Origin of the sequence: Geodermatophilus telluris (assembly GCF_900102745.1) — a bacterium.
Classification (GTDB): Bacteria; Actinomycetota; Actinomycetes; order Mycobacteriales; family Geodermatophilaceae; genus Geodermatophilus; species Geodermatophilus telluris.
The window spans coordinates 192567-214274 of record NZ_FMZF01000002.1 but is presented as its reverse complement, the minus strand read 5'-3'; the positions used below and the strand labels follow the sequence as shown (position 1 = coordinate 214274).

The window sequence follows — 21708 nt, the reverse complement described above, 5'->3', positions numbered from 1 at the left end:
GGGACCGGGACGTGAGGCTGGTCTACGTCACCGAGGGCGTGCCCAACCGGGACCCGGAGCGGGGCGACGGCAGCTCGCTGATCCCCTACGGGGTGCTCGGTGCGCTCCCCGACGACGTCGAGGTCACGCTGCTGACCTACACCGGCGACGTGCCGGTGCCGCCGGAGGTCGCGGCCCGCTGCGCCGACGTGCAGCTGCTGCGCCCCCGCGACCCGCGGCTCGCGCTCCTCCGCTCGCTGGTCTCGCGCGCCCACCCCGGCGCCGAGGCGGTGTGCACGCCCGAGGCCCGGGCGGCGGTCGCCCGGCTGTCCGCGGACGCCGACGTGACGCTGGTGCACGGTCCGCACGTCACCCCGCTGGTCCACGCGGTGCGCGGCCCCGTGGTGCTGCAGGCGGTCGACCCGTGGTCGATGCGCCTGGGCATGGAGGTGGAGCTGGCCACCGGCCTGCGGCGCCGCTTCCGCGCGCGCAAGGCGCGCCAGGCGCTCGTCGCGGAGCGGGCCCTGCCGCAGCGGGTGCGGCTGCTCACCGTCGGGCAGCGGGACGCCGAGCGCTGGTCCGCGCTGCTCGGGCGCCCGGTGCGGGCCGTCCCCAACGGCACCGAGACCCCGGCCGGGCCGCGGGTGCGCGTGCCGGGGCCGCCCACGGTCTGCTTCGTGGGCAGCCTGCACTACGAGCCCAACATCGAGAGCGCGACCGTGCTCGTGCGCGAGGTCGCGCCGCAGGTGTGGGAGCAGGCCCCGGGCACCCGGTTCCTGCTGGCCGGCCGGCAGCCGACCCCCGCGGTGCTCGCGCTGGCCGAGGACCGCGTCGAGGTCCGGCCCAACGTCCCCTCGATGGCCGACGTCTTCGCGGAGTCCGACGTCGCCGTCTTCCCCGACCGGCACGGCCTGGGCATCCGGAACTCCGTCACCGAGGCGCTGGCCGCCGGGCTCCCGGTCGTGGCCACCGCGGCCGGTGCCCGCGAGCAGCCGCCGCACCCGCTGCTGCGCGTCGCGGGGTCGGAGGGCGAGCTGGTCCGGCTGGTGCGGGAGGCGCTGACCGGGCAGGCCGCCGGGCCCGGTCCGGCGACCCCGGCCGAGCCGGTGCGCACCTGGCGCACGGTGGCCGAGGAGTACCTCGAGGAGTGCCGCGCGTCCCTCTCCCAGGTGGACCGGTGACCGACGCGACGGGCCCGTGCGGGCCCGGAACGTACCCTCGCTGACATGGGTCGCCACAGTCCGGTCGAGCCTGCCCGCAGCGCGGAGGCCACCGACGACAGCCGGCCCGACGGCACCCCGTCCGACGGCGGCGCGACCGACGACGGCCCGCCCGTCGCCCCCGGGCGGTCCCCGGTGACCGCCGGCCCGGACGACGTCGCGACGGCGAGCGAGCCGCCCGCGCAGCGACCGCCGGAGGGCCAGGACCTGACCCGCGCCGGCGCCAGCGGGGCCGCGTGGCTCGGCGGCGCCCAGGTGGCCGGCAAGCTGGTCACGCTGCTCACCACGGTGCTGCTCGCGCGCCTGCTGACCCCCGCCGAGTTCGGCCTGGTCTCCCTCGCGCTGGTCCTGCTGGTCTACGCGGAGGCGATCGCCGACGCCGGGGTCGCGCAGGCCCTCATCTACCTCGAGCGCACGAGGGCCGCCGAGCGGGCGGCGCTGCTGTGCTCGCTGGTCGCGGGCCTGCTGCTGCTCGGCCTGGTGCAGCTGGCGGCGCCGCTGATCGCCGGCTTCTTCGGCCACCCCGAGGTCGAGCCGCTGGTGCGGCTGCTGTCGCTGTCGCTGTTCTGCAACTCGCTGGCCGCGCTGCCCGACGCGCTCATGCGCCGGGAGCTGGCGTTCCGCCGGGTGGTCGCCGCGGCGATGGTGCGCACCGTCGTCACCGGCGTGGTGTCGGTCGTGCTGGCCTTCGCCGGCGCGGGCGCCTACGCGATCGTCGGGGGCACGGTGGCCGGCGCGGTGTCCTACGTCGTCGCCGCGTGGCTGCTCACGCCGCAGCGGCCGGACGTGGCGTTCTGGCGCGCCGGGCGGGCCGACGTCCGCAGCGTCCTGGGCTACGGCGCCCCGGTGGCCGGCAGCACGCTGCTGGCCAAGCTCGTCTTCGACGTCGACTACCTCGTCGTCGGCCGCATCCTCGGCGCCACCGCCCTGGGCTACTACACGCTGGCCTTCCGGCTGCCCGAGATGGTGATCCTCAACGTCTTCTTCGTGCTCTCGGTGGTCGTCTTCCCGCTGTACACGAAGATGCGCGGCGACCTCGGCCGGCTGCAGAACGGCTACCTCTTCAGCCTGCGCGTCTACGCCCTGTACGGCGTGACGACCGGGGTGGGCCTGGCCGTCACCGCGCCGCTGCTCGTGCCGCTGCTGTTCGGTCCCCAGTGGGGGGCGTCGGTGGCCCCGCTCGTCGCCCTGGCGCTGTACTGCGCCTGCCGGTCGCTGTCCGGCGGCTCCAACGAGGTCTACAAGGCCCTCGGCCGGCCCGGACTGTCGCTGGTGGTGTCGCTGGCCCGGCTGGCCGTGCTGGTCCCCGCCCTCGCCCTCGCCGCCCTGCAGTGGGGGATCGTGGGTGTGGCCTGGGCCCAGTTCGCCACCTCCCTGCTGTTCGCGGTGGTGGTCCAGGTCGTCGCCGCACGCATGCTGCAGCTGCGGTGGTGGGTGCTGGCCCGCTCGGTCCTCCCGTCCCTGGTGGTGGGGGCGGCGGTGGCCGCCGTGGGGGTCGCGCTGTCGCTGCTGCCCCTGCCCACGCCGCTGCTGCTGGCCGTCGTGGTGGTGGGCGGGGCGGCCGCGGCCGCCGGCACGCTCGCCGTGGCCTTCCCGTCGGTGCTGCGGGAGCTGCTGGCCATCGTCCGGCGACGCGGTCCCGTCGCAGCCTGAGCGGGAGGCGGCCGCCCCGTCCGCGCGGGACGGCGCTGCGACACGGCACGTGACCGGCCCGTGACCAGGAGCGCTCCGACCGGGTGAGTGGCCTCACCCGACGGGGGTGGGCACTGGCCCGGTGCGCTGCGGGGACGGCACCATGGGAAGCGCGCGCCGCACTGCAGGCGCGCCGAGGACCCGCGCACCGCGGTCCCAGCCACGGCGTCGAGGCCGGGCGTCATCCACACGAATCGGCGGGAGGCACAGCGGGTGTCGGAGCTCATACTACCGTCGGGGGGCCCGGCGGAGGTCGCGACGGCACCGCGGGACGTCCGTCCGGCCACCCGCCGCCCGCGTCGGGGGCGGGACTCCTGGGCGGCCCTGCTCGCGGTCGTCACCTCCGTCCTGGCGCTCGTCGTCCTCGCCGGCTTCCCCGCGGACGACGGCGGGCTGGGCACCACCGTCCGCGGCCTGGTCCTGCTGCTGTTCTGGCTCACCGCGCCCGGCACGGCGATCACGGCCGGGCTCCGCCTCCCCGCGATGACGCGGGCCGCCGTGGCACCGCTCCTGGGGCTCGCCGTCCTGCTGGCGCTGTCGACCCTGGGCGGCTGGACGGGGGTGTGGATCCCCCGCCTCGGCTTCGCCGTCGTCGCGGCGGCCTCCCTGGTGGTCGCCGCCCTGGCGCTGCGGAGGAGCGGGCTGGCGCCCCTCCCCCTGCCCCGGCCCCGGTCGTCGACGCTGGCGCTCGGCGCCGGCCTGCTGCTGTCCGTCGTGCTGTGGGCGATCGCGCTGCCGCGCATCCGCACCTCCGACCCGTCGGTCCTCGGCCTGCTGGTGTCGGGCCCCTGGCAGCTCACGGCCGCGCTCGTCGTCGCGCTCGCGGTCCTGGTCGCCGGCCTGCGCCTCGGGCGGACGGCGGTCGTCGCCGGCTCGGCGGTGGCCCTGGCGCTGGTCCTGCGGGTCACCGCGGCGGCGGCCTCCGCCGTGCCCAACGCGACGTGGACCTACAAGCACATCGGCATCGTCACGGTCCTGCAGGACAGCCAGCACGTGCTCGGCGGCACGAACATCTACATGAACTGGCCGAGCATGTTCACCGCTGCCGCCTTCTTCGGCGACGCCAGCGGGGTCGCCACGCTCGACACGGCGCGCTGGTTCCCGGCGATGGTGCACGTGCTGCTCGCCGTCGCCGCGGCCGCGCTGGCCCGTGCCTACGGCGCCCGCCCGGTCGGCGCCGCGGCGGCGGCCGCGCTGGTCGTCCTCTTCAACTGGGTGGGGCAGGACTACTTCTCCCCCCAGGCCGTGGCCATCTGCCTCGCCGCGGGCTTCCTCGTCCTGCTGGTCCGGTCCCCGGACAGCCGCACCAGCGCGGTGCTCGCCCTCGCGCTCTACGTGGTCGTCGTCCCGACGCACCAGCTGACCCCGTTCTGGCTGCTGGGCCTGACCGTGGTGCTGGCCGTGATCCGCCGGGCCCCGTGGTGGCTGCCCGCCGCCATGGCCGTGGTCGCCCTGGGCTACCTGGCGTCGCGGTACGACGCCGTCGCGTCCTACGGCATCTTCAGCGGCTTCGACATCGTCTCCAACGCGGCCGGCAACGTCGCGCCCGTCCCGGCGCTGGGCCGTGACACGGCGGGCCTGTTCGCCCGCGGCACCGCGGTGCTGCTGTGGCTGTCCACGCTGGGTGTCCTGCTCGTCCGCCTCCGGCGCCAGGGCTGGCGCGAGGCGTGGCGGCGCCGGGACGTCGTGGTGCAGGCCGCGGTCACCTTCTCGCCGTTCGCGCTGCTCGCCGCGCAGAACTACGGCGGCGAGGCCATCCTCCGCGTGACGCTGTACTCGACCGTCGGCTGCGTCGCCGTCCTGGGGCCGGCGCTGGCGACCGCCCTCGCGGGCGAGGGGCGCGGGGTGCGGGTGCTCGCCCCGCTCGCGGCCACCGCGTGGACCGTCGTCGCCGGCGTCGCCGTCGCGCAGGCCACCTTCGGCCCCTGGTACGTCAACAGCATCCGCCCGGAGGAGATCCGCGCCGCCCGGTTCCTGGAGGCGCAGCCGGACGAGTCCCTCGTCATCGCCGTCGACGGCAACTGGCCCGGCCGCGGGTGGAGCGACCCCACGCTGTCCACGGCGGGGGGCGACCCGGACAGCGGCACCACGGGCAGCGACGCGGACGTGGCGCTGGACCAGGCCCTGCGGGAGGCGGCGTTCTACGCGGGCGAGCCGGTCACCGAGTCGCTGCCGCTGAGCGTCGACGCCCTGCAGGACGTCGTCTTCAGCCGGGCCGACGGGGCACCGGTGTACGTCGTCTTCACCGAGAGCATGCAGGTCTACGACGACTACTACCGGACCTACCCGCAGGGCAGCTACGAGGACCTGCTGGCCACGCTGCGGTCGGACCCGGACTGGCAGGTGGTGCGGCAGGAGCGCGGCACCTGGGTCCTGCAGTACGTCGGCCCGGGGATCCCGCCCACCTGATCGACGCCCCCGCGCCGCCCCGACCGGTGGCGCGGGGAGGCCGGCCCGGGGCGCCGGTCAGGACGCGGTCTGCTCGGCGTCCGGGTGGTCGGGGGTCATCTCGTAGATGGTGACCCAGTCGATCTCGACGTGCCCGGACGACGAGGCCGGGGGCTCGCCGTGGTCGGTCTCGGTCTGCAGCACCCAGTGCATGGGCTTGGACGGGCTCTCGTCGGAGTGCCCGACCTCCTCCCCGTCGAGGTAGAAGGTCACCCCCGCCGGCGTCCACTCGATGGCCGCGGTGTGCCACGAGGTGAAGGTCGCGAGGTCCTCGCTGCGGTAGCAGAAGGTGCCCGGCTCGCCCACGCAGAGGTTGGCGGCGTAGAACTCGCCGTCGAGCGGCCCCTCCGGGAAGTCGACCTCGCCGTCGGCCCACTCGTCGGAGTCCGGCCACAGCAGCCAGGCGGTCTTGTAGCCGGTCACCGGGTCCGCCCGGAAGCGGACCTCGAACCGGCCGTAGAGCTGGCCGCCCCACGAACCGCTGACCAGCGGGACCGGCGCGGCCACCAGGGGCGTGCCGTCCTCCGTGCGCAGGTACATGTCCAGGATGCCGTCCTGCACGGAGACGACGTGCGCGGTCTCGTACCGGCCCTCGCCCGAGGTGTCGGTGAAGCCCTGGTACCCGGTCCACTTCTCCTCGTAGGGGGCGCCGGGGAACGACCCCAGCGGCACGTCCTCCTGGAAGTCCTCGGTGAAGGTCTGCCGCCAGCCGTCCAGGTCGCCGACGGGCATCGTGCTGTCGTGCCGGTCCCACGACGTCCACACGAGACCCCCCACCAGCAGGACGAGCACCATCCCGGCGACGACCCAGGTGCGGGGGCGGACGCCGGCGAGCAGCGCCCGTGCACGACGGGCCGCCCGGCCCCCGGGGTCACCGGCGGGGGGCGTCCCGCCGGCACCGGTCTCGTGCGGGTCCAGGACCGGGCCTGCTCCGGAAATGGGGGGCTCCTCAGGTAGCTGTCCGTCACCTTGCGGGCTCCAGGGTACCGGAGGACGGCGTGTCCGAGCCGGGCTCGGCTACGGAGCGCAACGATCGTGGTAACGGTCCGCCCACGTGACCGGGGCCACGGCGTCGCGGGGGACACCGGGCGGAGCCCGCGCGTTGTGCAGGACCGTGGCAGGGATCGACGGGCGCCCGCTGCCGGGTGGCGCCGGTCAGGACGGCGGGGTGGCGGCCCGTGCCCGTGTGGTCCTCGGCGCCGTCGCGGCACTCGTCGCCGTCCTCGGGATCGACCGGCTGCTCGCCCTGCGCCACTGGTCGGTGCCGGCCGAGGCGCTGCTCGACGAGCCGGCCCACCTGCTGACCGCCGGGCTGCTGCTGGCCGCGGCCGGGGTGCGGTCCCGCCGGCTCGTGCTCTGGGCCCTCGCCGGGGCGGTGCTCATCGACCTCGACCACGTGCCGCTCTACCTGGGGGCCGAGGTCACCGCCGACGGCGGCCGCCCGGTCAGCCACTCGGTGACCACGGTGCTGGTCCTGCTCGTGGCGGCGGGGGTCTGGCGGGCGCAGCGCACCCGGCTGGCGGGGCTGGCCCTCGGGGTGGTCCTGCACGTCGTCCGGGACCTGGCCTCCGGACCCGGCGTGCCCCTGCTCTGGCCGCTGCTGCCGACGTCGGCGCACCTGCCGTACCCGGTCTACGCGGGCGTGCTGGTCGCCGCCGTCGGCGTGGTCGCCCTGCGGGCCTGGCGGGGGCCCCGCCGGGACGACGGCTACGCGCCGGCGCGGCTGCGCCCGACCTCCCGGCGGGCCCGGAGGTAGAGCGCCGGGCCGGCGAGGTAGCCGCGCAGCTCGCTGGCGAGCGCGCCCTGCGGCGCCCGCGCCCCCTCCCCCAGCCGCTCGTCGGTGGCCTGCCGGATCCGGACCACCCGCGCGAGCCCCCGCGGGACCCGGCGGATGACGTCCCGGCGGACGTCGCGCTGCAGCAGGCACTTGGTGAGGTAGGCGGTCAGCCCGGTGCCGTAGCCGTACAGCTGGCGCAGCAGGGCGGCGGGGTCGGCGCGGTGGTGGTGCCAGACGACGGCGGCCGGCTCGTAGGCCAGCGCGCGGCCGGCCCGGAGCACCCGGACGAACACGTCGAGGTCCTCACCGCCGCGGGTCGGCGCACCCGCGCCGAGCGCCTCGTCGAAGCCGCCGAGCTCCCGGAGCATCGCGGTGTCGAAGGCGAAGTTCGCGCCCGTGCCGAAGATCCCGGCCGAGTAGGGGTAGAGGGCGTCGTCGCGCGCGTCGCCGGCCAGGTCGTAGATCTCCGGCTCGCAGCGGGTCGACCAGGAGGCCGCGCGGGCGTCGAAGTAGGCCTCCTCGCCGGTGTCGATGCCGGCCGTGGCCACCAGGCCGGTCACGCAGCCCACGTCGGCCCGGCGCGCGAAGCCCCGCAGCAGGCCCTGGACCCAGCCGGGGTCCACGGCCACGTCGTCGTCGGTGTAGGCGATGACCGCGCCCCGGGCCTCGGCGAGGCCGCGGTTGCGGGCCCGGGACAGCCCGGGCCGCGGTTCCAGCACGTGCCGGAAGCGGGGGTCCCGGGCGGCGAAGGACTCGACCACCCGGCGGGTGCTGTCGTCGGAAGGGGCGTTGTCGACGACCAGCAGCTCCAGGTGCGGGTGGGTCAGGGCCGCCAGCCGCTCGAGGCACTCCGCCAGCGCCTCCCCCCGGTCCCGGGTGCAGACGACGACGGTGACCTCGGTGTCGGAGGCGAACCGGCCGGGGCACCCGCTCGCCGGGGCGGGCACCGGGTCCCCGACGGTCCAGTCCACGCCCTCGGCGGCCAGGTGGGCGGCGATCGCCCCGACGTGGCGCTCGGCGCCGGTGCGGGCCACCTCTGCGGCGTCCGGGCCGGCACCGGTGACCGGCACCTCCAGGTAGCCGAGCGGGTCGCCGTGCAGCCGCAGCAGGACCCGCGCCCGGCGCTGGCCGGCGTAGGCGCGGATGCCGGTGACCGCCGGTTCGCCGGCCAGCTCGAGCTCGCCGCACCACAGGGCGGGCACGGCGCTCCCCCCGGTCCCCGGCGCCTGCTGAGGAGTCACCGTCCACCCTCTCGTCCCCTGCCCCGACTCCGGCGGCCGGGCCCCGGGACGGTACCGCGCGGGGCGGGCGGGAGCGGCGGCTCCCCGCCCGAAGGGGTGAGCCCGCGACCTCAGACGGTGGGGACCGCGATCGTGTAGCTCGGGTCGTACATGACGCGGTCGACGAGGACGTGGCCGGAGATGGACGCGGCCGGCTTGACGCCCGCCTTCTCGAACTCGACCTGCATCACCGGGTGCATGCCCTGGTTGGGCACGTTGCTCGTCACCCGGGAGATCTGCACGCCGTCCTGGTAGAAGGCCACGAAGTCCGGGCCCCACTGCCACGTGTAGTTGTGGAACTCCGGCGCGTTCCAGGAGATGGGCGTCGTGGGCTTGGGGTCCGACGGCAGGAAGCGGACCGGGTCGGTCGACTGCAGGACCGCCGAGTAGGGGTTGGTCTTGTCGGTGTCCGACTCGGGGCCGTCGAGCTCGTGGGTCCACTTGTCGGTGTTCGGCCAGAGCAGGAAGGCGATGTGGTAGTCGGGGAAGTTGTCGGTCCGCATGCGCACCGTGTACGTCCCGTAGGTGAACCCCTGGTACCCGAAGGGCAGGACGGCGGCGCCCATGCTGTTGCGCACGTTCCAGTCCAGGACGCCGTCGTGGACGCTGAGCACCTGCGACGGGTAGTAGGTGTTCGAGGTCCCGTCACGGTAGGAGACGTACTTCGGGTAGGCCGTGGGCGCCCGGCCGTCGGACGGCCAGGTACCGGCCGGGACCGGCGTGGCGAACTCCTCGACGGAGTCGAAGCCGGCGGCGCTGACCGCGGGGCTGACGGCCGTGCTGCTGCCCGTGCTGCCGCTCGTGGTCCCGCCGGTGGTGCCGCTGCCGGCCTGCGTGGTGGGGGCGGTCCCGCCGGTCGCGGGGCTGGAGGGCGTGGCGGCCGGCGCGGGGTCCGACGTCGTCGGGACGGGGGTGGCGCTCGCGGTCGGGGTCTGCGTCGCAGGGGCGGTGGGGACCGGTGCCGCGGTCGTCGGCGGCACGGCAGCGGTGGGTGCCGGCGTGGTCGTCGGCGTCGACGGCCGACCGCCCCCGGGCCAACGGGAGGCGGCCTCGCGGGAGGCGCGCTGCGCGTCCTGCCACCGCGTCCGGGCGGCCTCGGCGAGGTCGGGGCTGCTCACGGCGGCCTCCTGGGACACCGGGGCGCTCTCGGCGAGCAGACCGCCCACCACGCCGCCGCTGCCGACGAGCAGGGCCATGACCGAGGTCGTGACGAAGAACCGGGGGCGACGCGGCGCGCGGTGCTGCATGTCGTTGACAGTAGCTGTCTGTCATTGCCCGAACACGGTCCGCACAAGCTTGATGAATCTCACGCTTGACTTCGGGCAGATCTTGAGCACCCGGCCGTTACCTGGCCGAGATCCGCGTCGTTCCGGGCCTGGTCAGGGGCGACCCGACCGCTCGGCGGCCGCCGCGGAGGGGGACGGGGCGGACCCGTCCGTCCCGAGGTGCTCGTCCACCTCGTTCGCCACGGTCGTCACACGCGCCCCACCGGCACCGGCCGCACCCGGGGACCCGCCGGTCACCGGTCGGCGCCCGCTCCGGGCACCGGGCCGGCCCGCCCTCGCAGGTCGCGCGGTGGCGCGTGGCTCAGCGGGCGAGCGAGATCAGGCGGCGCAGCAGCGGACGGTGGTAGCGCGCGCAGCCGCAGAAGGCGCAGTCGCTCCCCCGGCGGTAGTGCTGGTGGGCCTGCTTGCCGTGCCCGCAGTCGCACGCGGCGGCGACAGGAGCGGCTGCCGCGGCGGCCAGGCGCACGGCGGACCGCCGCGGGGCGGGGCTCTCGACGGGCGGGGCGGTACGGACCGGCTGCATGGCGACCTCCTGGGGGTTCGGCCCCGGGGGGCGCGTCCGACGGGATCAACCTAGGCCTCCGCTCTGCTACTGGACAGTGACACGCTGTAGGTGTCACCCTCCAGCGGGACCACTCACACCGGACACCCCACCGGCCCCACCGCTCCGCGGCCGCGGTCCGCCGACTGCCCGCCGCCCCCGTGGTGGCGGGACGCCGGCCGCGCGGCCGCGGGCGGTCACGCCGTCCGGCTGGAGCCCCGGGCGGCGCCCTCCACCACGGCGCCGTCCTCCCGTCGCGGCGTCAGGTGGCCGACCTCGGCGAGCACGGCGCGCCCCCGGCCGTTGCACCGCTCCACCACCAGCGCCCGGAGGACGCGGAGCCCGTCCCGCCAGGTGTTGAGGTTGCTCGTGCCGTGCAGCCGCGGGTGCTCGTAGCTGGGCACCTCGGTGATCTTCATGCCCGCCTTCGCCATGCGGGTGTTGATGATCGTCTCGATCTCGAAGCCGTCGCCCCACAGCGTCGCGTCGTCGGTCTGCGTGCCGGGGTCGAGCTCGAGCGCCGGCAGACAGTGCGTCCAGAACGCGTTGTAGCCGTAGCAGAGGTCGGTGTAGCGGGTGCCGAACAGCACGTTGGCGATCCGGTTGAGCCACCGGTTGCCCCACGCACGGACGGCGGTGATGTCGCTGCTGCCGCCGTCGCCCGCGAAGCGGGTGCCCTTGGCGAAGTCGGCGCCGGCCGACAGCGCGGCGACGAAGCGCTCGATCTCCTGCCCGTCGGCCGAGCCGTCGGCGTCGAGCATGACCACGACGTCGCCCGTCACGGCCGCGAAGCCGCAGGCCATGGCGTTGCCCTTGCCGCGGCGGTTCTGCCGGACGATCCGGACGTCGGGCCGCAGCGCCTGGGCCACCTCCACGGTCCCGTCGACGCTGTGGCCGTCGACGACGACCACCTCGTGCAGGCCCGCGGGGAGCTGGGCGAAGACGTGCGGCAGGTTCCGGGCCTCGTTGTACGTGGGGATGACGACGCTCACGCGCGGCGCCGCGGTGCGGACGGGGACGTGGTGGATGCGGGCCTGCGGGCCCGGCTGGGCCGGGATGCGGACGGGCGTGTGGCTCTGCGTGTCGGTCATGTCTCAGCTCTCGGTGCTGGTGCGCGGTCTCGGGGACTGCGGCCGCTGCCTCGTCCGCGCCGCCGGGACCGGGACGGGTCCACGGGACGGTGGCGCGGGAGCGCCGGGGTGGCGCTGGGGGGCGGGCCGAGGTGTGGTGCCGGGCGGGGTGCCGGAGCACGACCACGGGGCAGGGGTGGGCCGTGGGACCCACCCGTGCGTCTCAGTCCGGAGACGAACCAGGCTCGTCGGCGCGGTGGGTGACCGGGTCGACGGCAGAGCCGTGCAGGAGGCCGGGAGCGGCCAGGGGTGGGGCCGGGAGACCCCGGCCGAGGACGGCGAGGTCCGTCGCGGACCCACCGTTCTGCCCCCCGCCGGTGCCGGCGTAGCTGCCGCCGGCCCCCGTGACGCAGGAGCCCGCCGGCACCGCCGGCGGTGCCGGCGGGAGCGGCGGCGGGAGCGGAGGAGCGGGTGCGGGAGCGCCGGCAGGAGCCGTCGAGGGGGCGACGGAGGCGGGCGCGGCGGCGACCTCGATGCCACCGTCCGGGGCGGGACCCGCAGGGGGCTCGCGCCGGACGGACGTCGTGGTGTCGTCGTGACCGCCGCGGGACGGTGCGGCCGTCTCCGCCGGGGCCGGCGCCGCGGGGTCCTCGCTGCCGTCACAGGTCGGCGTCCCGGCGGGGTCGGCCGGGCCGGCCTCCGCCGCGGCGAGCGGGGCGTCGGCCTGGATCGCGAGCACGTCCGGCCCGGCGGTGGGCGCGGCGTCGCCGGTGGCCTCGTCAGTGGTCGCCGGGGCCCCGGCGCCCACACTGCCGGCCGTCGCGGCCCCCGTGGCGGGGTCGGTGGTGGCGGGGTCGGTGGTGGCGGGGTCGGTCGCGGCGGGGTCCGTCGGGACGGCCGGGTCCGTCGGGGCAGGCTCGGTGGTGGTCGGGTCGGTGGTGCCTGGCTCGGTCGGGACGGGCTCGGTGGTGACCGGCTCCGTCGGGGTGGCCGGGGCGGCGGGAGCCGGGTCCGTCGTCCCCGGGGTACCGGCGTCCGGGGTGCCGGCGTCGGTGCCGACCGAGGGCTCGGCGGCGACCGGGGGCTCGGCGGCGACCGGGGGCTCGGCGGCGATCGGGGGCTCGGGCTCCGTCACCGGGGCGTCCGGAGCCGGGGCGTCCGGGACGGGCGTCGGCTCGACCGGGTCCGCAGGCTCCCACGTCGTGACCGGCTCCACCGGCACGGGGTCCTCGGCGGCCACCGGCCACGTCCCGGCCGGCTCCTCGACCGGCTCGGACGTCGCGTGCCCGGTGCTGCCGTCGTCTCCCCAGCCCGCGGAGGCGTCGTCGGCGGCCGGCACGGCGTCGTCGGCGCGGGCGGTACCGCCCACGAGCGCGAGGAGGAGCCAGGCACCGGCGAGGAGGACGAGGAGCGCGAGACCGCGGCCGAGGGTCCGGCGGAGCGGGCCGCGGCCGGGGACGGGCACCGCGACGGAGCCGAGCGCTCCTCCGCAGTCCTCGTCGACCAGCACGTTGCCCTCCTCGCCACCTCGGCGCGCCGGTCGCACCGCGGCGGGGCACCCGGCCAGGAGCCGGGTACACCCGGTGACGACCTTGGCGTGGTGTTGGTCCGTCGTTCAACTGGTCGAGGGGTCCCATTTGGGTGCACCCCTGGCGTGTCTCACGCTCCGTAGTCGCCGCGTCGTCCGTGGGCAGTCGTCCCGGCTGTCCCGGAGCGCTGGCTCATGCGCGGTTGCGGCGGAACCACCTGCGACGACGGTAGGAGGAGCAGCGGCAGAGGGCACACTCCCGGCCCCGCCGGTAGTGCTCGTGGGCCGTCTTCCCGTGGCCGCAGGTGCACGGCGGGCCGGTCGGCGGGAGCGGGTCCTCGACCGCCCGCAGGCGCGGCCGGTCAGCAGGAAGGGGGTCGTGAGGGTGGAGGGCGCGCCGACTGGGTAGCTGGTCCTCGCCCGGAGCGTGCACCGCACAGCCTTTCCCACGTCCACCGCGCTGGGTGGGCGTCCCCTCGTGCCCCGGATGGTAAGGGCACGGCGCGGCGCGCGCCATGCCTGGTGGGACGGAACCGTCCGTCCCGTGGTGGAGACCGGGTTGTCAGTCGGTCCGGCGGCCGAGGGCCCGGTAGGTCCAGCCGGCGGCGGTCCAGGCCTCCCGGTCGAGGGCGTTGCGCCCGTCGAGCACCCGCTTCTGCCGCACCACTCGTCCGAAACCCTCGGGGTCGAGCTCGCGGTACTGCTTCCACTCGGTGAGCACCAGCACCGCATCCGCGCCGGCGGCGGCCTCCTCCGGCGTGGGCGCGTAGTCCAGCTGCGGCCACAGCCGGCGGGCGTTGTCCACCGCTGCGGGGTCGGTCACCCGCACCACCGCGCCTTGGAGCTGCAGCTGGGCGGCGACGTTGAGCGCCGGGGAGTCGCGGATGTCGTCGGAGTCGGGCTTGAACGCCGCGCCGAGGACGGCGACGTGCTTGCCGAGCAGCGATCCGTCGAGGACCTCGCGGGCCAGCTCCACCATCCGGATGCGGCGGCGCATGTTGATGTTGTCGACCTCGCGCAGGAAGGTCAGCGCCTGATCGGCCCCGAGCTCGCCGGCGCGGGCCATGAAGGCGCGGATGTCCTTGGGCAGGCAGCCGCCGCCGAAGCCGAGGCCGGCGTTGAGGAACTTCCGCCCGATGCGGTCGTCGTAGCCGATGGCGTCGGCGAGCTGCTTGACGTCGGCGCCGGTGGCCTCGCACAGCTCGGCCATCGCGTTGATGAAGGAGATCTTGGTGGCCAGGAAGGAGTTGGCGGCGGTCTTGACCATCTCGGCGGTGGCGAAGTCGGTGGTCACCTTCGGGGTGCCGCGGGCCACGATGGGGGCGTAGACGTCGTCGAGGAGGCGCTCGGCGGTCGCGCCGTCGTCCCCGGCGGGCAGGCCGTACACCAGCCGGTCGGGCTCGAGGGTGTCGTGGACGGCGAAGCCCTCGCGGAGGAACTCCGGGTTCCACGCCAGCAGCGCCCCGGGCACCTTCTCGGCGAACACGGCGGCGAGCTCGGCGGCGGTGCCCACCGGCACGGTGGACTTGCCGACGACCAGCTGACCCGGGCGGAGCACGGCCAGCAACGACTCGGCGGCGGCCTGGACGAAGCGCAGGTCGGCGGCGTACTCCCCGTGCTTCTGCGGGGTGCCCACGCAGAGGAAGTGCACGTCCGCGTCGGCGGCGTCGTCGATCTCGGTGCTGAAGGAGAGACGGCCCGAGCCGAGCGAGTGGCGCAGCAGCTCGGGGAAGTCCGGCTCGTAGAACGGCGCCCGCCCCTGACACAGCGCGGTGACCTTGCGCCGGTCGACGTCGATGCCGACCACCTCGTGCCCCAGCTCGGCCATGGAGGCCGCGTGCACGGCGCCCAGGTAGCCGCAGCCGATCACCGAGATCCGCATCCTCGCCTCCCCACCTCGGGACACGTCGTCGTCGAAGTGCACCACCCCGGTGGCGGCCGCGCTGGGTGGGACCTCCCCTCAGGAGGCCGTCAGCGGCCGGTGGCCCCGCGCTGCCCGGGGAGCCGGACCGCCGTGGCGTCCAGGGTCTCGGCGTCGGCACGGCGGCGCAGCACCACGTCGGCGGGCAGGACGAGCCGGGGCGCGACGCCGACGAGGACGGCGACGAGGAAGGCGACGCCGGCCAGCGCCTCACCGGACTCCTCGAGGTAGGTGGCCGTGACCGCCCAGCTGCCGGCGACCGCCGACACGGCCGAGAGGCCCACGGAGGCGACGCCGTAGGCCGCCAGCGCGCCCAGGACCCGGCGCCGGTCGCGCCGCTCGGCCCGGGTGAGGACGGCGAGGACGAGGAGGACGACGGCGAGGAGCGCGACGCCGACGGTCACGGCGCCCGCGGCACCCAGCCGCTCGGTCAGGGCGTGCACGGCGTCCTCGTGGACCGTGCCACCGGCCTTGACGACGGCGATGCCGGCGGCGACCAGCCCGACCGCCAGCCACCAGCCGCGACGCGCGGGCGTGCGCCCCGCGGCGGCGACGGCGGCCAGCGCGGCAGCCGCGAACAGGCCGGCGACGTACAGGCGCGGCAGGGACGACGGCGCGTCCATCGACAGCACCCGGGACAGCGGACCGTCGGCGTCGGTCAGCCGCAGCACGAAGCCGGCGGTCTCGAGCGCCACGGCGGTGGCGGCCAGGCCGACGCCCACGGGCGAGAGGGGGATGCGCCGTCGGGCACCGGCCCGCCGGGTGACGACGCCGTCGGAGGCCGCGGCCGGGAGGGGCCGGTCCACCGGGGTGCCCGGCGACCGGACGTCGGCCAGCCGGATGCTCCGGCCGATCACCACGCCCAGCACGGCGGCGACGAGCGCCCACACCACGAGCCCACCGACGATCCAGGTCCACACGGTGACGTCATCGGCACCCACCGGGCCGGACCTGAGCGACCGCCCCCTCAGGAGGGTCGGGCGGGGCACGTGGGACGGACGGGTCCCGACACCGCCCGCCGCCGGCCTCACCCCGAGGAGTGGCTCCCCGGTCCGGCCGGCGCCCACGCGCCGTAGCGTCGGTGCCCGACAGTCACGGGGGTCCAGATGGAGAACGAGCGGGTCGACGGGTCGACGCTGGTCGTCGACGAGCCGGACACGACGCAGCCGCCGCGGCGCAGGAGCGGACTGCGCCGCTTCCTGGTCGCCCTCGGCGTCCTGGTCACCGTGCTGGTGGTGCTGGCCGGCGGGGGGCTGTGGTACCTGACCGACCGCTACGCGGGCAACATCGACCGGGTGGCCGACGTCTTCGCCGGCCTCGACGAGCAGGCCCGCCCCGCGCCGGCGACGCCGGCCACCGAGGCCGGCGACGAGCCGGTCACCTTCCTCCTCGTGGGCACCGACACCCGGGCCACCGCCGACGCCGGCATCGCCGAGGGCGGCCGGTCGGACGCCATCATGATCGCCCGGCTCTCCGCCGACCGGCAGCACGCCCAGCTGGTGTCGATCCCCCGCGACTCCTGGGTCGACGTCCCCGGCCACGGGACGACCAAGATCAACGCTGCCTACGCCTACGGCGGGCCCGCGCTGCTCGTCCAGACGGTCGAGCAGCTGACCCAGGTGCGCATCGACCACTACGTCGCGATCGACTTCGAGGGGATCATCCAGGTCACCGACGACCTGGGCGGGGTGGACGTCGTCGTCGCCGAGACCACCAGCAACGGGCCGTACACCTTCCCGGCGGGGGTCAACCACCTCGACGGTGACCAGGCGCGCTGGTACCTGGGGCAGCGCTACGGGCTGCCCGGCGGCGACTTCGACCGGGTGCGCCGGCAGCAACAGTTCATCGAGGCGGTGTTCAGCCAGCTGCTGACCACCGACACCTTCACCGACCCGGGCCGCCTCGACGCCGCGCTGCTGGCGGTGACCAGCTCGGTCGCCGTCGACGACTCGCTCGCCGACACCGACCTGCTGGGGCTGGCCTACTCGATGCGGGACCTGCGGCCCGACGCGGTCGACTCCTTCACCGCGCCGGTGCTGGGCACCGGCATGGAGGGCCCGGCGAGCGTCGTCTACCTCGACCGGGTGGGCGGCCAGCGGATGTGGGCCTACCTGCAGAACGACACCCTGTCGCAGAACGCGGACGAGTTCGCCGCCCAGGCGCTGCCCGACGTGCCCCGCTGACCCACCGCCGTCGCTCCCGTCACCCGGGTGACGGGAGGGGCCGGCGCTGCCCGTGGTGCCCCCGGACCGTCCCGCTCGCCACCGCAACCACGTCGGCTCACACGCGCCCCGAACACCTCGTGCGTGCGCACCCCGGCCCGGTGCGGACCCCCAGGATCCGGTCGTGGCTTTCCTCCTGGGCTCGACCTGGCTGGCCCTCACCGTCCTCGTCGCCGAGCACGGGCCGGTCCTGCTGGTGGCCGCGCTGTGCGGCGTCGGGCCGGCCCGCACCGCGCTGCGCCACGTCGTCGCCTGAGGGGTCCGGGCGGGATCCCGCCAGGCCGCCGCTCCTGCTCAGTAGGCGCCGGAGCCCCGGAGGACGGCGCCCACGGTCTTCCACAGGATCATGGCGTCGAAGGCCAGGGACCAGTTCTCCACGTAGCGGACGTCGATGCGCACCGAGTCGTCCCAGGAGAGGTCGGAGCGGCCGCTGACCTGCCACAGGCCGGTCAGCCCCGGCTTGACCAGGAACCGGCGGTGCATGTCGACCCCGTACTGCTCGACCTCCTTGGCCAGCGGCGGGCGCGGGCCGACGAGGGACATGTCGCCCCGCAGCACGTTGATCAGCTGCGGGAGCTCGTCGATCGAGTAGCGGCGCAGCACGCGCCCGACGCGGGTGACCCGCGGGTCGACCTTCTTCTTGAAGAGCACGCCGTTCCCGTCGGTCCCGGCGGCCAGCGCGTCCACCATGCGGTCCGCGTCGACCACCATGCTGCGGAATTTCACCATCCGGAACGGCACGCCGTCCCGACCTACCCGCTCCTGGCGGAAGAACACCGGACCGCGACTCGTCACGCTGACGGCGACCGCCACGGCCAGCAGGAGCGGGAGGAGCAGCAGGAGGCCGAGGGCGGCGCTGGTGCGGTCGAACGCCTCCTTGGTCAGCCGGCGCACGCCCCGGAGCTCGGGGCGCTCCACGTGCAGCAGCGGCAGGCCGCTGACCGGCCGGATGCGCACCCGCGGGCCGACGATCTCGGTGACGGCGGGCGCCAGCAGCAGCTCGGCCGGTGTGTCCTCGAGGTCCCAGCCCAGCCGGCGCAGCGCCGCCCCGTCCAGCTCGGGGCAGGGCAGGACGGCGACGGTGTCGACCTGGTATTCACGCACCACCGCGGCCACCTGGTCGAGCCCTCCGAGCACGGGGAGTCCGTTGAAGGCGTCGGCCCCCCGCGCGGACCCGGTGGGGAGGCAGCAACCGACGACCTTCAGCCCGTGGTGGGCCTCGCGGTCGATCTGCTCGTCGAGGGCCGCAACGCCGCTGCGGTGCCCGACCAGGAGGGTCGTCTGCAGGTGCCTGCCGCGGCCGCGCTGCAGGCGCAGCCACTGGCGGTGCACCACGCGGACGATGAGCGTCAGGACCGTGGCGAGGGGCAGGGCGACGACGACGAAGCCCCGGGCGACGTCGATCGACAGTCCCCAGGACACCGTGGCCACCGCGGCGAGGAGGAGGACCGCGGCGTCGAAGACACGGCGGAACTCCTCGGGACCGACCCAGAGGAAGCGCTCCTCGTAGGCGCGGCCGACGAGCATCGCGAGGACCCAGGCCATGGGCAGGGCCAGGGCGAAACCGATGGAGGCGTAGGTGACCTCGCTGCCGTTGGGGCCGAAGCGGACGAGGTAGCCGACAGCCGCGGCCAGTACGGCGGAGGCGGCGTCCAGCACGAGCGCGCGGCGCACGTACGTGCGGCGCCACGCACGTCGGGCGACGGTCCCGTCGCCGCGCAGTCGACCGGCGAAGCGGGACCAGCCGGCGTCGACCGACCTGGTCGGGTGCTGGACCGCTTGGTCGCGGACAGCGAGCAAGGACACGGCTGACCCCCGTACAGCGCTGGCGTGCATGGACTGTCGGGCCCGCGAGCGCGTCACCACGACGCCGGCAGCATATCGATTGTGCGCCGCCGTATGGCGCGCAATGGGACCAGGATCACTCCGCGCGCCGCGCCGGGCGGTCCTCTGCAGAGCCAGGCGCACCGCTCGGTACCGCCTCCGTGACGGCACCCTGACCTGGCGTGATGGGAACTCCCCGAGTTTGTCAAGTGGTGACCGCCGTGGCGCAATGACACGGCGCGGGCGTCCAGCTGGCTGGACGCCCGCCGGCCACGGGGGTCAACGGGGAGTGAGGCCATGTCCGCAACCAGCGTCCACGGCTCGAGACGGTCCGCCTCCCCGCCCTCCCCCCGGGACGGCTGGGAGTTGTTCGCCCCCGGCATCCGGGGCGAGGGAACCGCGGCACGGCGGGCGTGGCGCCGTCGGTACGTGTGGCGGACAGCGGTCCTGGACGCCGTCCTCGCCACCCTCGCCGGACTCGTCGGATACGTGCTGTGGTTCGAGGTGCTCGCGGCGGACGACCCGCGGCCGCTCCTGTGGGAGGCGCTGCTCGTCCCGGTCGTGTGGACGCCGGCGATGGTCCTGGCCCGCACCTACGAGGAGCGGTTCCTCTGGATCGGCGTCGAGGAGTACCGCCGCGTGCTGGACGCGGCCGTCGCGGTGCTCGCCGTCGTCGCGACGGTGTCCTGGGGCCTCCAGCTCGAGGTGGCCCGCGGCCTCGTCGTCGTGACGCTGCCCCTGGCCACGATCCTCACGCTGCTGGGGCGGGTGGCGCACCGGCACTGGCTGCGCCGGGAACGCCAGCAGGGACAGAACCTGCAGACGACGCTCCTCGTCGGCTCGCGCGAACCGATCGCCGCCCTCGACGAGCAGCTGCAACGGTCTCCCCACCAGGGGTACCGGGTGATCGGGTGCTGCCTGCCGGCCTCCGAGCAGTCCAGCGGCGCCGACGCGTTCAACGGCCTGCCCGTCCTCGGCGGCGTCTCCGACGTCGCTGACGTCGTCCAGCGGTTCGAGGTCGACACGGTCGCCGTGCTGCCCGGGCCGGAGATCCACGGTGGGGTCCTCCGGCGACTGGGGTGGCAGCTGGAGGACACCGAGGCCGAGCTGCTCCTGGCCCCTGCGGTCACCGACGTGGTGGGACCCCGGGTGCACATCCGACCGGTCGCCGGCCTGCCGCTGCTGCACGTGGAGCGTCCCGAGCTGACCGGCGTCCGCCGGGTCACGAAGGACCTCGTGGACCGCTCGGTGGCCGCCCTCGGGCTGCTCCTCCTGGCGCCGGCGCTGCTGGCGGTCGCCGTGGCCGTACGCCTGGACAGCCCGGGTCCCGTGCTCTTCCGGCAGGAGCGGGTCGGCAGGTGCGGGACGACCTTCACCATGCTGAAGTTCCGCAGCATGGTGCAGGACGCGCCGCGCCTGGTCGAGCAGCTGGCGGCCCAGAACCAGGGCAACGGCGTGCTGTTCAAGATGAGGTCCGACCCACGGGTCACTCGCGTCGGACGCGTGCTGCGCCGCTACTCGATCGACGAGCTCCCGCAGTTGATCAACGTGCTGCGGGGCGACATGTCCCTGGTCGGCCCGCGTCCGCCGCTGGCCAAGGAGGTCGAGCAGTACGGGGTCGACATGCACCGCCGGTTCCTGGTCAAGCCGGGGCTGACCGGCCTGTGGCAGGTCAGCGGCCGCTCCGACCTCTCCTGGGACGACTCGGTGCGCATCGACGTCCGCTACGTGGAGAACTGGTCGCTGGCGCTCGACCTGATGATCCTGGCGAAGACCGCGGGGGCGGTCCTGCGCGGCGCCGGCGCCTACTGAGGGCTCAGCCGCCGGAGCCGGCCGCGCCCTCCGCCGATCCTGGGGCGCCGGCTCGTGTCCCGGCGCTGCGTCGATGGGGCGGTGCTCCACGTGGAGCTGCCGACCTCACGCCACGTCAGGGGCGTCCGCGGACGTCCGGGGTCCGGCCAGCCCTGCGATCCGCTCGAGCAGCGGGATGAGTGCCGCGGCGATGACCTCACCGATCTCCTGGTGCACGTCCAGCGGGAGGCCGATCGGGTCGCGGATGTCGTCGTCAGGGCTGCTCTGTCGGCGAGGACGTGCGTCGTGGAGCTCGCGCACCAGGGTGCGGGCCCGGTCTGCCAGCACGGCACCGGGCGGATCGGCGGCGACCGAGCGGACGAGGTCCGCAGCCTCCCGGAGCGTGAAGGTGCGCGACAGCGTGCGCGGAGCCAGCGCCAGGACCTCGCGGCGGTGCTCCCGGGTCATCGTGAGGACGAGATCGGCGTCGATGGTCGTCGCCGCGCGGATCTGTCGGGCCCGGAACCCCTCCGGATCCCCACCGAGGCCGCGGAGCACCAGCGCGCTGTGGGGGTGCATGGCCGAACCGACCACCGCACGCACACCAGCGCTGACCAGCACGACCTCGTCCGCGTGCGCGCCGAGCGCCTCGTCGAGGTAGGCGCGACCGAGTCGCTCGGCGAGTGCGGAGCGGCAGATGTTGCCCGTGCAGACGAGGAGCACGGTGAGACGTGACGGGGAGGACCTGTCCCGGCGCAACGGACGCTCCTGCGACGTCAGTGGGGTCCGGCCTCACGGAGGACGGCAGCGGTGGTCCTCCGGAGGGCCGTCCCGAGCACGGCGCGATGGACGGGGCCGGCGGGGGGGACCCAGTCGCCCGCACCCTCGGTCCGGCCGGTGGACCGCACCCACCCAGCACTGGCGACGGGTCCCGCGCCACGGCTCCGGACGTCGCGACCCTCGACCACCGTCATGGCCGGACCCCCGTGCGGCTCGTGTGACGACGTGCCGAGGACCCCCGGCCACCAGGACAGAGGATAGGACGGGACGGCCTGGTCACGAGGCGCCCAGGCGACCGCCGTCCCCCGCCACCAGCTCCGGGTCCACGTGCCGGACCTGCGGGCCGCTG

General features: G+C 75.6%; 17 protein-coding genes. 7 read left to right on the top strand and 10 right to left on the bottom strand.

Going from position 1 to position 21708, the window contains the following annotated elements; genetic code table 11:
* Window positions 1-11 precede the first annotated feature (11 nt).
* The 3 genes from BLQ97_RS06165 (at window position 12) to BLQ97_RS06155 (ending at window position 5300) form a co-directional block, all read left to right on the top strand.
* Window positions 12-1160 (top strand): glycosyltransferase, encoded by a 1149-nt coding sequence (locus tag BLQ97_RS06165; protein ID WP_091364326.1) that lies wholly within the window; start codon window positions 12-14, stop codon window positions 1158-1160.
* 45 nt (window positions 1161-1205) lie between these two features.
* Window positions 1206-2852: an oligosaccharide flippase family protein gene (locus tag BLQ97_RS06160; RefSeq protein WP_091364324.1), complete on the top strand. Its 1647-nt coding sequence runs from the start codon at window positions 1206-1208 to the stop codon at window positions 2850-2852.
* A 252-nt stretch (window positions 2853-3104) separates the two neighbouring features.
* The gene (locus tag BLQ97_RS06155; RefSeq protein WP_091364322.1) at window positions 3105-5300 is read left to right on the top strand and encodes a hypothetical protein; all 2196 of its coding nucleotides are present in this window, start codon (window positions 3105-3107) and stop codon (window positions 5298-5300) included.
* 57 nt (window positions 5301-5357) lie between these two features.
* On the opposite strand, the gene BLQ97_RS06150 is transcribed toward BLQ97_RS06155, so the two are convergent.
* A complete protein-coding gene (locus BLQ97_RS06150) occupies window positions 5358-6134 on the bottom strand; it encodes a glycoside hydrolase family 16 protein (protein ID WP_091364320.1) in 777 nt (258 codons plus the stop codon).
* 373 nt (window positions 6135-6507) lie between these two features.
* Here BLQ97_RS06150 and BLQ97_RS06145 point away from each other — a divergent pair, with 373 nt between their 5' ends.
* Complete coding sequence (locus BLQ97_RS06145) at window positions 6508-7095, top strand: metal-dependent hydrolase (RefSeq protein WP_175471621.1); 588 nt, start codon at window positions 6508-6510, stop codon at window positions 7093-7095.
* Here the strand turns inward: BLQ97_RS06145 and BLQ97_RS06140 are convergent.
* The 7 genes from BLQ97_RS06140 to BLQ97_RS06110 form a co-directional block, all read right to left on the bottom strand.
* Window positions 7047-8318: a glycosyltransferase gene (locus BLQ97_RS06140; RefSeq protein WP_245691902.1), complete on the bottom strand. Its 1272-nt coding sequence runs from the start codon at window positions 8316-8318 to the stop codon at window positions 7047-7049. The two genes, BLQ97_RS06145 and BLQ97_RS06140, sit on opposite strands and share 49 nt — an antisense overlap.
* Window positions 8319-8467: 149 nt before the next feature.
* The gene (locus BLQ97_RS06135) at window positions 8468-9643 is read right to left on the bottom strand and encodes a glycoside hydrolase family 16 protein (protein WP_091364313.1); all 1176 of its coding nucleotides are present in this window, start codon (window positions 9641-9643) and stop codon (window positions 8468-8470) included.
* Between the two features lie 340 nt (window positions 9644-9983).
* Window positions 9984-10205: a hypothetical protein gene (locus tag BLQ97_RS06130; RefSeq protein WP_091364311.1), complete on the bottom strand. Its 222-nt coding sequence runs from the start codon at window positions 10203-10205 to the stop codon at window positions 9984-9986.
* 215 nt (window positions 10206-10420) lie between these two features.
* Entirely contained in the window at window positions 10421-11314 is an 894-nt protein-coding gene (locus tag BLQ97_RS06125) for a glycosyltransferase family 2 protein (protein WP_091364309.1), read from the bottom strand.
* Between the two features lie 202 nt (window positions 11315-11516).
* On the bottom strand, window positions 11517-12803 hold the full coding sequence (locus BLQ97_RS06120) for a hypothetical protein (RefSeq protein WP_091364307.1): 1287 nt from the start codon (window positions 12801-12803) through the stop codon (window positions 11517-11519).
* 580 nt (window positions 12804-13383) lie between these two features.
* Window positions 13384-14703 carry a UDP-glucose dehydrogenase family protein gene (locus BLQ97_RS06115; RefSeq protein WP_091365710.1) on the bottom strand — a complete coding sequence of 440 codons (1320 nt, stop codon included), beginning with the start codon at window positions 14701-14703 and terminating at the stop codon, window positions 13384-13386.
* Between the two features lie 89 nt (window positions 14704-14792).
* The gene (locus BLQ97_RS06110) at window positions 14793-15683 is read right to left on the bottom strand and encodes a hypothetical protein (protein ID WP_139173486.1); all 891 of its coding nucleotides are present in this window, start codon (window positions 15681-15683) and stop codon (window positions 14793-14795) included.
* 165 nt (window positions 15684-15848) lie between these two features.
* On the opposite strand from BLQ97_RS06110, the gene BLQ97_RS06105 reads away from it, so the two are divergent.
* Complete coding sequence (locus BLQ97_RS06105; RefSeq protein ID WP_091364305.1) at window positions 15849-16925, top strand: LCP family protein; 1077 nt, start codon at window positions 15849-15851, stop codon at window positions 16923-16925.
* Between the two features lie 163 nt (window positions 16926-17088).
* Window positions 17089-17220, top strand: coding sequence for a hypothetical protein (locus tag BLQ97_RS24160; RefSeq protein ID WP_281181375.1), 132 nt, complete (start codon window positions 17089-17091; stop codon window positions 17218-17220).
* A gap of 38 nt (window positions 17221-17258) precedes the next feature.
* Here the strand turns inward: BLQ97_RS24160 and BLQ97_RS06100 are convergent, their stop codons facing one another.
* Window positions 17259-18770 carry a sugar transferase gene (locus BLQ97_RS06100; RefSeq protein ID WP_245691900.1) on the bottom strand — a complete coding sequence of 504 codons (1512 nt, stop codon included), beginning with the start codon at window positions 18768-18770 and terminating at the stop codon, window positions 17259-17261.
* Window positions 18771-19217: 447 nt separating this feature from the next.
* Between BLQ97_RS06100 and BLQ97_RS06095 the strand changes: the two genes are divergently transcribed.
* On the top strand, window positions 19218-20600 hold the full coding sequence (locus BLQ97_RS06095) for a sugar transferase (RefSeq protein WP_245691898.1): 1383 nt from the start codon (window positions 19218-19220) through the stop codon (window positions 20598-20600).
* A 105-nt stretch (window positions 20601-20705) separates the two neighbouring features.
* On the opposite strand, the gene BLQ97_RS06090 is transcribed toward BLQ97_RS06095, so the two are convergent.
* Window positions 20706-21302, bottom strand: a complete 597-nt coding sequence (locus BLQ97_RS06090; protein WP_217637077.1) for an arsenate reductase/protein-tyrosine-phosphatase family protein — start codon at window positions 21300-21302, stop codon at window positions 20706-20708.
* Window positions 21303-21708: the final 406 nt, after the last annotated feature.